Genomic DNA, 14,623 nt, shown 5'->3' with positions numbered 1-14,623 from the left:
AACTTACCGTTCAAAGCGAAAGTCTGTGACAGAAAGCCTGATCTCGTCTCTGCTCAATTAATCCACTGACGTCTTAAAATCAAAAGATGAATATTCAAAGGCTATTCAAAACAGTGCTCTTGTGTCAGTAACGCTGAAAGGACTCACCTGCAGACGCAATGTTCAGCATCTGCAGATGATATTACGTTATTTACTGACTGGCGAAGCGTGCGTGTCAACTTCGATGTTTAACTGTTTTCTGCGACCCATAACCAGCACCGCAATACCGCCGATGCCACAGAGGATTGCCAGTGGCATCATTGCCAGCGTATGGCTGCCGGTCGCCTGATTAATGATGCCGTAAACGTTGACCATTAATCCTCCGCCAATCAGGTTCGCCATCGCACCGATAGCGGCCAGACCCGCAGCAGCGGTAGTGGATGACATCCATCCCGATGCCAGCGCCCAGAAAGGTCCTTTCATTGAGTAGGCACCCATTAATACCAATGACAGGATGACAACACTGCCGGTCAGGCTGTTAGTGATAAAGGCGGAGAGCAGACCACCCGCAATCAGGAACAGCGTTAATGCGGTATGCCAGCGACGCTCGCCGCTTCGGTCAGAACTTCTGCCCCATACAACCATCAGAATGGATGCCAGACCGTAAGGAATCGCATTGACTAAACCGGTGGAGAAGTTATCCAGCCCGAACGATTTCAGCAGTTGCGGAGACCAGACGCTCAGCGTTGATCCCGCCGCAGAAGCACCCGCATAAATCAGCGCCATCACCCAGATATGCTTGTGACGCAGTAACTGCCATAGCGAGATATGACCAATCGCTTTTTTCTTCTCGTTTTCTGCCTGAATAGTTGTACTCAGCCACGCTTTTTGTTCCTGATTTAACCAGCTGGCGTCAGTCGGACGATTACTGAGTAAAAAGAAGGCTGCAATCCCCAGAACCACCGCCGGAATACCTTCCAGGATGAATAACCAGTGCCAGCCACGCATGCCCAACCAGCCGTCGAACGACAAAATCAGGCCGGAGATAGGCGACCCTATAAAGTTCGCTGCCGGGATTGCCACCATGAAGGTAGCAATCACACGCGCACGGTACTTGCCCGGGATCCAGTAAGTCAGATAAAGAATCACGCCAGGGAAAAAGCCTGCCTCGGCTGCACCCAGTAAAAAGCGCAGTACGTAGAGCGTATTGGCACTTTCAACAAAAGCAGTACAGACCGAAATAATGCCCCACGACACCATGATGCGAGAGATCCAAATCTTTGCGCCAATTTTCTGCATGGCGAGGTTACTGGGAACTTCAAACAGGAAGTAACCCACGAAAAACAGGCTGCTTGCAAAACCAAATACCGCTTTCGACAACCCTAAATCTTCGTTCATCTGTAATGAAGCCATTCCGATGTTGCCGCGGTCGATGATGGCAATCAGATAACAGACAATCAGAAAGGGCAAAATGCGCCAGACCACCTTCTTAACGGTCTGCTGCTCAATATCGGCAGAGAATGTCGTGATGTGCTTTTTCTCAGACATGGTAATCCTCACAATTTTGTCATCGATTTAGGGCAGTGGAGAAACCGTGTTGTTGTACTATGTACAACAGAAATGTACGGAGTAAACTATTATCACGATAAAATCTTACCCCTGCCTGACGATGTAATCAGGTTGTGTTAGTTGTCACAAAAAAGTATTCATCTGTTTTTGTTTATGTGATGGGCATGTCGTTAACGGGTCGGATTCAGCGATCTTTTTCCGAGGTACCAATCAGAGAACAGGTATGGAGGAGAAAAAATAGGATGTTTTGAGGTTCAGTGGCTAATGATTGCAACACGTGCGACGACCAAAGGTTTATGTCACTGATTCCCCGGACCGAAAACGGCAAGTTTTGCCCCAGGCTATTCGATAACGTAATGACTCGCGGTGTAACGATGAAACCACAGGGGTCATTATGAAATACAAAATCTCCGGCCTGAAAGCCGAGCCGTTTGCTCATCTTTTTGGACAAAGCGAAAGCTATCTGAAAAATCATAATGCTATACGACAAACGGTAGAGTGCTATCCGGGTTATCCTGACCGTATCTCATTGTGTGATATCCCCGTCGGTGAAACCGCTTTGCTGATCAATCACATCTATCAGCCTGCAGACTCCCCCTTTTTTGGCACTCATGCGATTTATGTCTGGGAGGGATGCACCCGACAAGGCATTTACCTGAATGCCTTACCCGAAGTGATGCAAAGCAGAATTCTGTCACTGCGGGCCTTTAACAAGGAACATTTTTTAATAGTGGCAGACATAGCTGAAGGGAAACTTGCTGAAAACCTCATAGGCCTTTTGTTTAGCGATTCACAGGTGAGTTATATCCAGATACATAATGCGAAACAAGGATGCTATTTATGTTGTGCTGAGCGTTGTGAATGACGAGTCAACTCAGATGTATCTGATGTGTTGCAGAATCCTCTTCTGGCCCTGAGGTGCTGGCTTTTACAAAGTCTTTATCACCATGCCGACTGCGGCCAGCATCATAATGAATCCGGCTGCACGGAAAATGCGTCGTTGCGCTTTTTCACTGGTGAGAAGGTGGCGTATTCTGAGCGCAGCAAGTATAAAAACCGCGCCTACACCCAAAAGGACAATCACGGTTAGCGGTACCAGAATTCCTCCCCACATCTTCAATGATGCATTATCCAGAGAGATTACCAGAGGCAATATTGCCAGATAAAAAGCGATGGTTTTAGGATTTCCCAGCGTGATGGTCAGCCCTGAAAACCAGGCTGAAGCCAGTTCTCGTTTTGTCGCTTTCCGGGCAATGTTTATAGTCTGAGACTGGTGACACCAGAATTTCCATGCCAGCATACATAGATAGAGTGATGCAGCCCAGTTAATCAGAGCGAAGAGAGAAGTATAGGTATGAGCGATCACCGCCAGCCCAAATACCGCTATAGATAAATAGATTAAGTCTCCGAGAATAAGGCCGGCCAGCATCGTAAAGCCCGTCACCGCCCCACCACTTACACTGCGAGCGACTAATGCAGTCATACCCGGACCCGGAATTACGGCAGCTAAACCGAGCGCAGCCGTATAAGCTATTATCTGAGCGGCATCTGACATGATGATTCCTTTTAGTATCTAATTTCAGGAAGATCGGTTTGATATAATGTCTTAAACATATCTGGCCTGAGTGAAAACGGAGTAACTCAGGCAGTAATAGCCTTAGTTGTTTTTAATCCTTTTTTGCTCGTGGTGCGCGTATCTGGCTCCATTATTAAGCTTGCCTGTTTTAATGATATTAACTGCCATGCACCGTCCGTTATTTTATCGATGTAACACTGCGGGATGCACATGACTCAATCTGCATGGGTGCCTGAGAAATATGGCGTATCCCATGCGCCATTTAAAATAAAAATGCCAAAACAGATTAAATGCAGATTCATACTCCCCCCAAAACTGTGTGTAATAACTGTTTAGATAGTGGATTTATTATGCAGAAATGATGCGGAAAATTGTTACCTATATCATTTACTAAATGCCGCTTTTAAGGTAAAAACAACCCTTTAATGCTTATGAAAAGAAAGGAATTTCCTCATATAGCCCTTAGCCTGACAGATATGAAAATCCTTGAAATTTTACAGGATGATGCTCGCGTCACTAACCAGGTGCTGGCAGAGAAAATAAACCTTTCAGCTTCTCCCTGCTGGCGCAAGGTCCGCAAGCTCGAAGAAGATGAAGTTATTCAGGGCTACCGTGCGGTTCTTGATCGCAAAAAAATTGGTCTGGGTGTGATGGTTTTCATTCGGGTCGTTATTGACAGTCATAGCGAGGCGGAGGCCAGAAAATTTGAAGAAGAAGTGACCGCGCTGGAGGATGTGGTTGCCTGTTATAGCATCGGAGGGGATGCCGACTTTCTGCTACAGGTTGTGGCATCAGATCTGGACTATTATGCTGATTTTGCCATGTCAGTGGTACGCAGATTGCCAGGCATCAAAGAAATGCAGAGCATGTTTGTGCTTAAAGAAATCAAACCACTCGTCACTTATCCGATTAAGAAAACCCCTGAATAAATATCATTTCAGGATTTTCGCAAAGCACACCGCCTCTTTGCGATTAATGTAGGGTCCATAATTATCAATCCGTTCATAACCCTTTCTCAGATAAAAATTTACAGCCTTATGGTTAACAGAACGCGTTTCAAGCCAGATTTGGCTATAACCCACACTAAGGGCAGCGTTTTCCAGGAAAGTGAGCAAAGCACCACCAATAGCCGGGGAACTACGATCTGAGAACATCCTTTTAAGTTCGGCAATATGTCCGGTTAACGGTCTGATTGCACCACACCCTACTGCTCTGCCCTTGTCGTTTCTGGCAATTACCCAAAGCGATCTCATATCATTCAAAGAGTCCATGGTGAAGTTACTGTTGCCGCCATCACCAGTAATCGCCGCAAGCTTAGCTGACAGTTTACTTACCAGAAGTTGTGACTCTGCTGAGCGAGGATCTGCTTTTTCGACCGTTATCATGCTGATACCCTTTTTGATGATTACAGTCAGGATAAAAGGAGATGAACCCAAATGCATCCCGGTCATTTTCCGCCAATCCCGATACCGACCACAACATCAACCAACCCCGCACTTCGCATCTATAATTCAGTGTCCCAGGCCCATGCGCGCGATCCGGCCACCAGCTTTCTCATCGTATGGGTGTCTGAAAATCGTGGTGTCAGCGATACCTCGATTTTCAATGCCATGATGAAGCCCGCCGGATTTAACAAGCTCATCATTTACAGAATTAAGGAAGCCACATGATCTTATCACTCGAAAATCAGGTTGCACTGGTTACTGGCGCTAGCTCAGGTCTCGGCTATGCCTGCGCAGAAGCACTTGCCAAAGCAGGTGCTGGTGTGGTGGTTAACTACCATAGCCAGGCGGAACCTGCCGAAGAGCTGGTTGAAAAAATCCGTGCAGACGGTGGACGCGCCATTGCAGTAAAGGGAGACGTATCAAAAGAGGCTGATGTAGAAAATCTCTTTGCCCAGACGATTGCTGAATTCGGCAGGCTGGATATCCTTGTGGCTAACTCAGGGCTGCAGAAAGATGCGCCTTCCATTGAGATGTCGCTTGCAGACTGGAATACCGTTCTGGACGTGAACCTGACCGGGCAGTTCCTTTGCGCACGGGCTGCGCTGCGTCAGTTTCGTGACCAGGAGCACCGCCCGGAGATCAGTCGGGCTGTAGGTAAGATCATTCATATGAGCTCGGTTCATCAGCTCATTCCCTGGGCCGGACATGTTAATTACGCCGCCTCAAAAGGCGGGGTTGATTTGCTGATGAAAAGCCTGGCACAGGAAGTAGGCGAAGATCGCATACGCGTAAACTCAGTCGCACCCGGCGCTATCGCGACTGCCATTAACGAAGAAGCGACCCAGGGCGAAGCGGGTAAAGCGTTGTTAAAACTCATCCCTTATGGGCGTATCGGTGCGGCGGAAGATGTGGCGAATGCAGTGGTCTGGCTGGCCAGTGATCTTTCCGACTATGTTCATGGCACTACACTGTTTATCGATGGTGGGATGAGTCTTTATCCCGGATTTCGCGATAATGGTTAAGTGATGTGTCTGGAATGATATTAACTACCTGGCGGTAAGAGTGCTGCTCTTCCCGCCAGGTGCATTCAGCGATTGCTCGCGCCGCAAATATCGAACCAGACACTCAATCTCGTGATCCAACGCCGTTATCCGCACTGTGCTAATGTTGACGGACAACAGGTTCCGCTCTGAGGATTGCATCATGTCTCCCTTTTATCAACTCTCTGCCACCAGCCTGAATGGTCAGCCAATCCCGATGGCCGACTATGCTGGCAAGGTGGTTCTGGTGGTGAATACCGCCAGTCATTGTGGATTCACGCCACAATATGCAGGGCTTGAAACACTCTACAAAAAGTATGCCGCTCAGGGCCTGGTGATACTCGGTTTTCCCTGTAACCAGTTCGGTAAACAGGAACCGGGTAGTGCCGATGACATCGCGCAGACATGCCACATCAACTATGGTGTGAGTTTTCCTATGTCAGGAAAAGTAGACGTTAACGGCACCGGAACGCACCCGATTTTCCGTTACCTGAAAGAAGAATTACCCGGCGTGCTGGGTGGCCGTATTAAATGGAACTTCACTAAGTTCCTGATTGGGCGTGATGGCAAACCCATCAAACGATTTGCCCCGACCACTACGCCGGAAAAAATGGAAGCTGCCATTCTGGCTGCACTTTAAGAGGGTGAGAGTGGGGATGGGCCATTAATGTAGAAGATGAAATTAACGATGTTCAGAGCCCGACATTTATTATTCTTTGTGCTCTTGTCAATTTGGAACTTATCTGCCGATATCAGCGAATACTTAGCCTTTACTCGCTTCGCAACCTGATACCTGCGAAAGCTTCAATGGGCAAAGTGATTTTGCTGATGGTCAGAATGGCGTCACAGGCACGATAACCCGTGACGCTCTCAAGGGTATTTTATGCAATCATCCCGCCATCAATCACCAGCTCGGTGCCACTGATATAGCTGCTTTCATCTGAAGCCAGGAACAGTGCCGCAGCCGCCACCTCCTCAGGATTTCCCAGCCGCTTTGCCGGGATCCGGGCGGTCAGCGTCTGCCTGACTTCATCGCTGGCCCGGTCAAACATCGGGGTATTGGTCGGACCAGGACTCAGCGTGTTGACCCTGATGCCGCGCGGTGCCAGCTCACTATTCCAGGTGCGGGCATAAGACCGTACCGCGGCCTTGCTGGCGGAATAGCTGCCATAACCGGGATTCGCTATCGCGCCCGCAACGGAACCCACCAGCACGACACTGCTGCCCTCGCCCATCAGCCGCACTGCGTGCTGCACCGTCAGCACCATGGCTCGCACATTCAGATTAAAAGCGCGATCGATGTGTTCTTCCGTGGTCTCTTCCAGGCTGGCCGGTTCTGACACACCTGAAGCGTTGACGAGGATATCAAGGCGACCCGCTCTGGTGCCCAGGGTTTCGAACAGACGCGCAAGGTCATTTGAGCGGGTGATATCGCCCTGGATGGCCTCGACCTGACCGCCGATCAGTGCGACTGCCTCAGCCAGCTGCGCTTCCCGTCGGCCGATGATAAAAACGCGTGCACCTTCCTCTGCAAAACGGCGAGCGACAGCAAGACCGATACCGCTATTACCCCCGGTGACAAGGGCGATTTTTCCACTCAGTTTCATCATTGCGACTCCGGATAGAGGTTAGACACCTGATGGTATATTTATTATATTTAGTGTCAATTACGCACCTGATGTACACCAGATATCCTAAAGGAAACCTCATGGCAACTGATATCACCCAGCTACTGGCCGAGATCAACAGCACGCGCCCTGTCCTGGAACAGGTAGCGAATAAGTGGTCGGTCTTAATCCTGACTGTATTATGCTCTCAGCCCTCACGTTTTAATGCCATCAAACGCAGGCTCGACCCCATCACCCATAAATCTCTGACAGAGGCCTTACGCCGGCTGGAACGCAACGGACTGGTAAGCCGCCGTGTGATTGCTTCATCGCCAGTGGCGGTCGAATATGCGATTACGCCGCTGGGCCGGACATTGCAGGATCCTTTCGTCGCGCTGGTGAACTGGGCAAAGCAACATGGAGGTGCCATGGAGCAGGCGCAGGTGGATTATGATGAAGGGCGGGATAGCGAAGAATCTGCATGAACTTAGCCTGAGCGACGTTCCTGCATGTTGATAGCGTAGGGTGATGAGCAGATAAGTGCAGGATAACCACTTAAGGAGTGGAAGCGGAGACGCGCCATCATATACAACGGCTACTCCGCTGCTGGCTCAAAAAACTGATAAGAACCATCACGTCGTGCTTTAGCCTGATACATCGCCTTATCTGCATTCTCGAATAACATTTTAGCCGTTGCTGTCCCGAAGCGGGCAAGGCTGATACCAATCGCTGCGCCGATGCGTACATCCATGCTATTGATGGCGAAAGGTGCATGCAGACTGTCAATAATCCGCAGGGCAATAGCTGACGCGGCCTCGTGATTGATGCATTTAGCAGCCACAACAAACTCATCACCACCCAGTCGGGCAACGGAGTCGCCCGGACGCATACAGTGCTGCAACCGTTCACTGACCTGCTGCAGCAGGGCATCGCCTGTTGCATGACCCATCAGATCGTTCACCGCCTTGAAGCCATTCAAATCGATAAACATCACCGTGGTGTAGGCCTGATCGTCTGCCTGCGCCAGCATGAATCCCACCTTCTCGTTAATCCAGGCACGATTGTGCAGCCCGGTCAGCGTGTCCAGGGTTGCCAGCCTCTCAAGATTACGCATCCGTTCTTTGTCCCGCGTGATGTCGCGCGACACCAGCACGGCACCAATATTTTTTCCTGAACTGGGATTGATGACGCCACAGGCTTTAGTACCCAGTGAGATGTAATGGCCGTCGCGATGCAGTTTACGCACCTCAACGACATCCGGCAGTACCCCGCCGCTGAAGATGCATCCCAGCGCTTCGGTGGCTAACTCGCGGTCATCGGGATGCAGGAAATCCACCACCAGTTGCCCCACAACCTCTTCGGTTGTCCAGCCTATGATTTCGCTGTAAGAGGGAGAAATTGATACGTATCTGCCTTCCGCGTCGCAATGGGCGATCAGATCGGTACTGTTTTCAATCAGAAGACGATATTCCGCCGCCGTGCGCAGTGCATCTTCCAGCGCTTTACGCTGCCCGGTCACATCCAGAATAAAGCCGTTGTATTGCAGATGGGAGGTGCCAGGCTGGCAATCCGGCAGGCCGGAAACAAGAACCCGACGCGTCCTGCCATCAAGACAATGAATCGGCACTTCAATATGGAAAGGCCTCAGCAATTCCAGGGCTGCAGTCAGTTGCAGTGCGATCTTTGCATCGTCGTCAGCCTGCGCCAGTCTCAGCCATGAACTCAGCGTCACGCCTTTAAGCTCAGGTATCAGACCCGCAGGACTTTCCTGACTGGCGATGCAGATCCCCTGAGCATCCGTAGACCAAACAGCGGTAAAAGAAGGTTTGATCATTGGATTCATGGTGGCCGACTCCGACGTTGCTGACGATGTTAAATAAGTTCAATACACGTCGCTACAGACCTGATTATAACCGTTAATGCCTGCCTGTAGCTGAGGGAGGCTATGGATAAGGGTTCAGTATTGCGGGCCGTGATAAATGCTGGCGGACACTGAAGCCTTTCCGGCAGCGGTTTCTGAGGTGCCCTCTCCTGTGGCATTACGCAAAGCTGTCAGGCTGCAGTATCAGAAGTATGAGCCTGTTTATATCGGCTCATCGGGGCATAATCTTTAATCACAGCATATTGTCTGAGGGCTGTGAACACTGAAACCAGCTGAACAGCGCTGCATCAGTAAATCCCAGCGGGTTTGGGACGTCACTCAGTGATGACATTCCGGCTGGCGAATGACGGGGAAAGAGATAGCCGGGTCGACAAAGGCTATGCTGCTGGCAATGAGTTGCGCCTCACAATTCGTTAATTTTTTTACTCATAGATGATGTGCTGACAGAGAGAGCCATCTGAGTCGTTCTGAAAATTTCTTCAGGACAGTGACGATTTAATAGCCGGAAAAATATAAAAGCGCTTTTAATACAGATGAATAATTGCATTCACCCTGTAAAAAATTTGCACATCGTGGCGCATTTCTATCCTCAGGGCAGCAGTAAAAAGCCGGTCAAAAATTTCTCTCGCCTCGCCTACAGCTTAACCTTTCCTTAAGATTAATCCTATAACATCTCCGCTGTATTAGCCCATGTTGGGCTTTTCCGGAGTATCACCCTATGCAAAATAACAACACAGCTTCTCACGTTCTGAGTAAAGTTCCGGCCGTTACCGCGGCGTTCTGGTTGACCAAAATCGCTGCGACTACCTTGGGTGAAACCGGCGGCGATGCGGTGACGATGTCGATGAATCTCGGTTACCTGACCGGAACACTGATTTTCGCCATCATCTTTCTGGTCGCTGTCGTGGTGCAGATCAATCGCAACAGCTTCAATAAATGGATCTACTGGTTCACCGTCGTGGCGACGACCACCGTCGGTACAACGATGGCGGACTTTGCCGATCGCTCACTGAACATTGGTTATCTGGGCGGTACGCTGCTGCTGAGTACTCTGCTGATCCTCTCTCTTTTCCTCTGGAAAATGACCTGTGGAACGGTCGCAGTGAGTTCGGTAAGCAACGGTGTTACTGAGAGTTTTTACTGGGTCACCATTATGTTTTCTCAGACACTGGGCACCGCATTGGGTGACTGGACGGCAGACAGCGAAGGGCTGGGTTACGATGGCGGGATCCTGCTGTTTGTCGGCGCGCTGGCAATCATCTGGGCGGCAAGTCGCTTTACCTCCCTTTCACGCACCGCGCTGTTCTGGGCAGCCTTTATCCTGACCCGGCCACTGGGTGCCGTTGTCGGCGACTTCCTGGATAAACCCCTTGCTGCGGGCGGACTCGCGCTGAGTCGCTATGGCGCCTCGCTGACGCTGGCCCTGATCATCATCGCTTTTCTGGTGGTACTGCCACAGCGCCCGGCAATGAAGACTGCTCCTGCGAATTAAAAAGCGCTACCGGAAGATTTACAGGTCACGCTTCTTTTTAAACGTAGTCAGGGCCGCCAGTGATGGCGGCTTTTTCATTATCTGATCTGTCATCGTCCGCGCAGGCTGTTAAATCAGGCTGGCCGCTCGATGGAAACGATAAGCCCTTCATGTGCAGCAGAGAGGACGGGCAGACTTTCTGCAGGCTCCTGCATTTTTACCCGAAATGCTGTATTGCTGGCATCCAGGAAAACGGTTCTAAGATGACGGTTGCAGATAAACCAGATTTCATCGCGGTCATTTGAAAGAATGTAATAAGCATCCGAGGTTTCAGAGGGGTTAAAGCAGCCCAGCGCGCGATAAGCCGTCTGCGGGGTAAAGCCACTGGAAAGCGGCAGCGGCCGGGGGCCATGCGCTAACTCTTCGATCCTGAGGTAAAGTCCCTGTTCAAGCCACAGCATAGTGTCACATCCTGGATGTAGAGGAATCGGGCTGAGCATGCCGGCTGGCTTACAGGTAATAAGAATGCCCGTTTACCGACCAGCTCAGGCAATGGGTAATTTTTCTGACATTCAGAAACGTTATCCTGATCTGAGCATAGCAGCGAGGTGTTGTTATGCTTTTTTATCTTTGCCTGGCTCCCCGCTACTCAAGCCGGCTGGCAATCAGCCGCAGTTGTTCCGCAATCTGCTTTAAATCACGCTGCTGCTGTCCGGCGATACCGGTCGAGCTGCGCACCACCAGCTTTGCCGGCAGAATCGAGGAGGAACGCTGCTCGTCCTGCTCACTGGCCAGCAACAGACGGGCAACCGCCTCTTTGCCCTGCAAATCGAGATCCAGCGACACCGTGGTCAGCGAAGGATGGAAAAAGGCACTTTCATAAGTGTCATCGTAGCCAATCACCGAAATCTGCCCAGGCACGGCCACACCACGCTGATGCAGCGCACTCAGCACACCCAGCGCCATCTGATCGTTGCCCACCAGCAGTGCACTGAACTCTGGCGCTTCACGCAGCAGTTGCAGCACGCCATTGTAACCACTCTGCGCATCCCAGTTACCGTGGCTGATGCTGACCGGCCTCAGACGGTAGCTTTCCAGCGTGTCGAGCCAGCTCTTTAACCGCAGATTGGCGGAGACCGACTGCTCAGGACCCGCCAGCAGGGCAAACTCGCGATGCCCCTGCTCATAGAGGTATTTGACGCTGGCGCGGGTGCCGTCAGCCGGGTTAAACGAAACGTTAAACACTGCGCTGTAGGGATCAACATCAAGGAACAGACAGAGAATATCGTCGTTCTCCTGCACGACCTGCTCAGCAGCGCTGCTCTCCAGCGGGACATTGATGATCACTTTATCCACCCGCTGAGATTTAAGTTCATTGATGCAATCCTGCAGACTTTGATTGACGTTCTCATCAATCATGGCGATCAGCACCTGGTAGTCCGCAGCATTCGCATAACGTTTAACCGCAGCGGCCACCTGTGAGGGCGCATGCAACGCCAGCGAAGTCGTTACCAGACCCAGGGTTGTACTCTGCTTGCCCACCAGCTGCTGAGCCAGGCGGTTGGGTACGTAGCGCAGGGTTTCAATTGCGTGTTCCACCTTGCGCCGCGTTGATTCCGAGACGTTTGCCGACTTATTCAGAACCCTTGATACCGTCTGATACGACACGCCAGCATGACGGGCGACATCCTCTAAGGTGGCATTTTTTGATTTCATAATTCGCATCCCTGATTACCGATGGCGGAATGTTATCACAGCCCTGATGTCAGCCAGACTACCGCAGTCACATTGCGCGAATAAAAAATAAAAGTAATACCTTCACATCGTAAAATTTGGTGATCTGATTCACTAATCGTTACAGATTCCGCCATTTTATTTGCAGTAAATCACACATTATCGCGATTTTATTTGTCACTCATCTGACAAAAAGCGTTTACTGCCGCTGTCATGTGAACGTATTACAAATAAAAACTGAGGATAACATGGAAACAAGGTTACGTACTGCTGCTGTGGCGCTTGCTGCGGCCCTGACCTCCCCGACGCTCTATGCCGCCATCGACAACATCGATTTCCATGGCTATCTGCGTGGTGGCGTTGGCGTATCGCAGGATGGCGGTATTGAAGAGTATCAAAAGAACAAGGTTGGCCGTCTCGGCAATGAAGCCGACACTTATGGCGAGGTTGAGCTGGGCAGCGAAGTCTACAAAAAGGATGACGTCAGTTTTTACGTCGACACCATGGTCAGTATGTTCTCCGACGGCTCAAACGATAACGAAACTACCTTCGGCGACGATGCGCAATTTGGCCTGCGTCAGCTCAACCTGCAGATCAAAGGACTGGTGCCGGGTGATAAAGATGCGGTGATCTGGGGCGGTAAACGCTACTACCAGCGTCACGATCTGCACATCATTGATACCAAGTACTGGAACATCTCGGGTTCAGGTGCCGGTATCGAAAACTACACGCTGGGTCCGGGCGCGATCTCCTTTGCCTGGATTCGTGGCGATGCGAATGACGTGGATTACCGCGTCGATGGCGACAACGACGTCAACATCAACTACCTCGATCTTCGCTATGCCGGCTGGAAACCCTGGAACGGCGCCTGGACCGAATTTGGTATTGATTACGCCATGCCAAACACCACCAACAAACAGAAAGAATATGGTGGCCTGTATGACGCAGATAACGGCGTCATGCTCACCAGTGAAATCAGTCAGGACATGTGGGGCGGCTACCAGAAGCTGGTGTTCCAGTACGCCAACAAAGGTCTGGCGCAGAACATGATTTCGCAGGGCGGCGGCTGGTATGACATGTGGAATGATACTCAAAACGCCACCGGCTACCGCGTGATTAACACCGGTCTGCTTCCGATCACCGACAAGTTCTCACTGAATCAGGTCTTTACCTGGGGATCGGCGGACGATGTCACCGCACAGACCCGCAAAAGTACCCTGCTGTCGCTGGTGGGGCGTGGTCAGTATCAGTTTACGCAGTATGTCCGCGGCATCGGTGAAGTCGGTAGCTTCTGGCAGAAAGATGAAAACAAAGTGGGCAGCGACTATAAAGCGGCAGGACAGAAATATACGCTGGCGCTGGGTCTGGCAGCCGGTCCCGAATTTATGTCTCGTCCGGAACTTCGACTGTTTGCCTCTTACCTGAATGACTCAGAGGATGGACACAGCTTCAAAGACAACACCAGTAATAACACCTGGAACTTCGGCGTACAGGTTGAAGCCTGGTGGTAACCGCGCAATCTCCTCATTGTGATCATTATTGAGCTCTTATGCAGGGGCTTATTTGGATAACCGGCGACGGTTATCCATTTTTTTATTCATATTTCTCGGGCGTCTGTTACTCCGGTTTGAAGAAACGTTCTTCCAGCAGCTGACGCAGCTGGTCGGACTGCTTACCAAAGATCGCATGCACCTCATGCCCCAGAATCACCACGCCAATCGCACCCGCCTTCTGCAATCCCGCCGTATCCACCGCTTTCAGCGATGTCACCTTCACCCGCAGCCGGGTTAAACAGGCATCCACCTGCTGAATATTGTCACGTCCGCCAAAACAGTTGACCAGACGCTCCAGTAGCGCGCTGTCTACCTCAAGCTCTTCCACCGTCAGCGGCTGCCGACTGAAATATTGCTTAAACGATTTGAGACTCAACATGTGGTTCTCCTTCAGATAATAAAAAGGCGGGCAACTGCCCGCCACTCACGAGTGATAAACGAAAACGCGGGGCAGAATGCCTGGGGCTGCTCTCAGAATATACACGCTTCCTGCGCCTATCCTGCAATCAGCCTCTTAAAACCTGCTCTATATCAACAGTTATATGCAGACCTTCCAACAGACAGCTCCCAATCCATAAGCGATGGGGGCATATGCCTCTAGCAAAGCATCACACCGCCCGGATAAAAACGCGATGCGTTGGCCCGCTAACGGGCGCACCTCAGGGATGAGATGCGTAATTGCCCCTGCTGAGCGGACATGGATGCCGTCTTTTGCGTCTTTACGGAAGGCATATGCCCCCTGAGCCAGTGCTCAGACTGCCAGCAAT

At 50.8% G+C, this 14,623-nt stretch carries 16 protein-coding genes; 8 read left to right on the top strand and 8 right to left on the bottom strand.

Annotated features, from left to right (window positions below):
• Positions 1-186: 186 nt before the first annotated feature.
• Positions 187-1,527 (bottom strand): MFS transporter, encoded by a 1,341-nt coding sequence (locus ACTJKZ_RS10815; RefSeq protein WP_440829565.1) that lies wholly within the window; start codon positions 1,525-1,527, stop codon positions 187-189.
• A 415-nt stretch (positions 1,528-1,942) separates the two neighbouring features.
• On the opposite strand from ACTJKZ_RS10815, the gene ACTJKZ_RS10810 reads away from it, so the two are divergent.
• Positions 1,943-2,413 (top strand): DUF1203 domain-containing protein, encoded by a 471-nt coding sequence (locus ACTJKZ_RS10810; RefSeq protein WP_253417776.1) that lies wholly within the window; start codon positions 1,943-1,945, stop codon positions 2,411-2,413.
• Between the two features lie 63 nt (positions 2,414-2,476).
• On the opposite strand, the gene ACTJKZ_RS10805 is transcribed toward ACTJKZ_RS10810, so the two are convergent.
• A complete protein-coding gene (locus ACTJKZ_RS10805) occupies positions 2,477-3,103 on the bottom strand; it encodes a LysE family translocator (RefSeq protein ID WP_440829564.1) in 627 nt (208 codons plus the stop codon).
• 476 nt (positions 3,104-3,579) lie between these two features.
• Here ACTJKZ_RS10805 and ACTJKZ_RS10800 point away from each other — a divergent pair, with 476 nt between their 5' ends.
• Positions 3,580-4,053, top strand: a complete 474-nt coding sequence (locus tag ACTJKZ_RS10800) for an Lrp/AsnC family transcriptional regulator (RefSeq protein ID WP_440829680.1) — start codon at positions 3,580-3,582, stop codon at positions 4,051-4,053.
• Positions 4,054-4,056: 3 nt separating this feature from the next.
• Here ACTJKZ_RS10800 and ACTJKZ_RS10795 read toward each other — a convergent pair whose 3' ends face one another.
• A complete protein-coding gene (locus ACTJKZ_RS10795; RefSeq protein WP_161736152.1) occupies positions 4,057-4,509 on the bottom strand; it encodes a GNAT family N-acetyltransferase in 453 nt (150 codons plus the stop codon).
• A 51-nt stretch (positions 4,510-4,560) separates the two neighbouring features.
• On the opposite strand from ACTJKZ_RS10795, the gene ACTJKZ_RS10790 reads away from it, so the two are divergent.
• The 3 genes from ACTJKZ_RS10790 to ACTJKZ_RS10780 all read left to right on the top strand — a co-directional run bounded on the left by ACTJKZ_RS10790 (position 4,561) and on the right by ACTJKZ_RS10780 (position 6,249).
• Positions 4,561-4,794: an FAD-binding domain-containing protein gene (locus ACTJKZ_RS10790; protein WP_161736128.1), complete on the top strand. Its 234-nt coding sequence runs from the start codon at positions 4,561-4,563 to the stop codon at positions 4,792-4,794.
• Positions 4,791-5,591, top strand: a complete 801-nt coding sequence (locus tag ACTJKZ_RS10785) for an SDR family oxidoreductase (RefSeq protein ID WP_161736127.1) — start codon at positions 4,791-4,793, stop codon at positions 5,589-5,591. Before ACTJKZ_RS10790 ends, ACTJKZ_RS10785 begins: the two co-directional genes overlap by 4 nt.
• Positions 5,592-5,772: 181 nt before the next feature.
• Complete coding sequence (locus tag ACTJKZ_RS10780) at positions 5,773-6,249, top strand: glutathione peroxidase (protein ID WP_161736126.1); 477 nt, start codon at positions 5,773-5,775, stop codon at positions 6,247-6,249.
• Between the two features lie 241 nt (positions 6,250-6,490).
• On the opposite strand, the gene ACTJKZ_RS10775 is transcribed toward ACTJKZ_RS10780, so the two are convergent.
• Positions 6,491-7,219, bottom strand: a complete 729-nt coding sequence (locus tag ACTJKZ_RS10775; protein ID WP_222925554.1) for an SDR family NAD(P)-dependent oxidoreductase — start codon at positions 7,217-7,219, stop codon at positions 6,491-6,493.
• Positions 7,220-7,317: 98 nt separating this feature from the next.
• Here ACTJKZ_RS10775 and ACTJKZ_RS10770 point away from each other — a divergent pair, with 98 nt between their 5' ends.
• Entirely contained in the window at positions 7,318-7,701 is a 384-nt protein-coding gene (locus ACTJKZ_RS10770) for a winged helix-turn-helix transcriptional regulator (protein WP_222925553.1), read from the top strand.
• 110 nt (positions 7,702-7,811) lie between these two features.
• Here the strand turns inward: ACTJKZ_RS10770 and ACTJKZ_RS10765 are convergent, their stop codons facing one another.
• Positions 7,812-9,059: a diguanylate cyclase domain-containing protein gene (locus ACTJKZ_RS10765; RefSeq protein WP_440829563.1), complete on the bottom strand. Its 1,248-nt coding sequence runs from the start codon at positions 9,057-9,059 to the stop codon at positions 7,812-7,814.
• Between the two features lie 757 nt (positions 9,060-9,816).
• Here ACTJKZ_RS10765 and ACTJKZ_RS10760 point away from each other — a divergent pair.
• The gene (locus tag ACTJKZ_RS10760; RefSeq protein WP_440829562.1) at positions 9,817-10,590 is read left to right on the top strand and encodes a COG4705 family protein; all 774 of its coding nucleotides are present in this window, start codon (positions 9,817-9,819) and stop codon (positions 10,588-10,590) included.
• Between the two features lie 113 nt (positions 10,591-10,703).
• Here ACTJKZ_RS10760 and ACTJKZ_RS10755 read toward each other — a convergent pair whose 3' ends face one another.
• Positions 10,704-11,030: a hypothetical protein gene (locus ACTJKZ_RS10755; RefSeq protein WP_440829561.1), complete on the bottom strand. Its 327-nt coding sequence runs from the start codon at positions 11,028-11,030 to the stop codon at positions 10,704-10,706.
• 184 nt (positions 11,031-11,214) lie between these two features.
• Entirely contained in the window at positions 11,215-12,285 is a 1,071-nt protein-coding gene (locus tag ACTJKZ_RS10750; RefSeq protein ID WP_161736920.1) for a LacI family DNA-binding transcriptional regulator, read from the bottom strand.
• Positions 12,286-12,551: 266 nt separating this feature from the next.
• Between ACTJKZ_RS10750 and ACTJKZ_RS10745 the strand changes: the two genes are divergently transcribed.
• The gene (locus tag ACTJKZ_RS10745) at positions 12,552-13,814 is read left to right on the top strand and encodes a maltoporin (protein ID WP_253417792.1); all 1,263 of its coding nucleotides are present in this window, start codon (positions 12,552-12,554) and stop codon (positions 13,812-13,814) included.
• Positions 13,815-13,920: 106 nt separating this feature from the next.
• Here ACTJKZ_RS10745 and ACTJKZ_RS10740 read toward each other — a convergent pair whose 3' ends face one another.
• Positions 13,921-14,235, bottom strand: a complete 315-nt coding sequence (locus ACTJKZ_RS10740; RefSeq protein ID WP_150015418.1) for a glucose PTS transporter subunit EIIB — start codon at positions 14,233-14,235, stop codon at positions 13,921-13,923.
• Positions 14,236-14,623: the final 388 nt, after the last annotated feature.

The organism is Pantoea sp. 22096 (assembly GCF_052045955.1).
Taxonomy (GTDB): domain Bacteria; phylum Pseudomonadota; class Gammaproteobacteria; order Enterobacterales; family Enterobacteriaceae; genus Pantoea; species Pantoea alfalfae.
The sequence above is the reverse complement of the archived record's forward strand: the minus strand, read 5'-3'. Positions and strand labels throughout refer to the sequence as shown.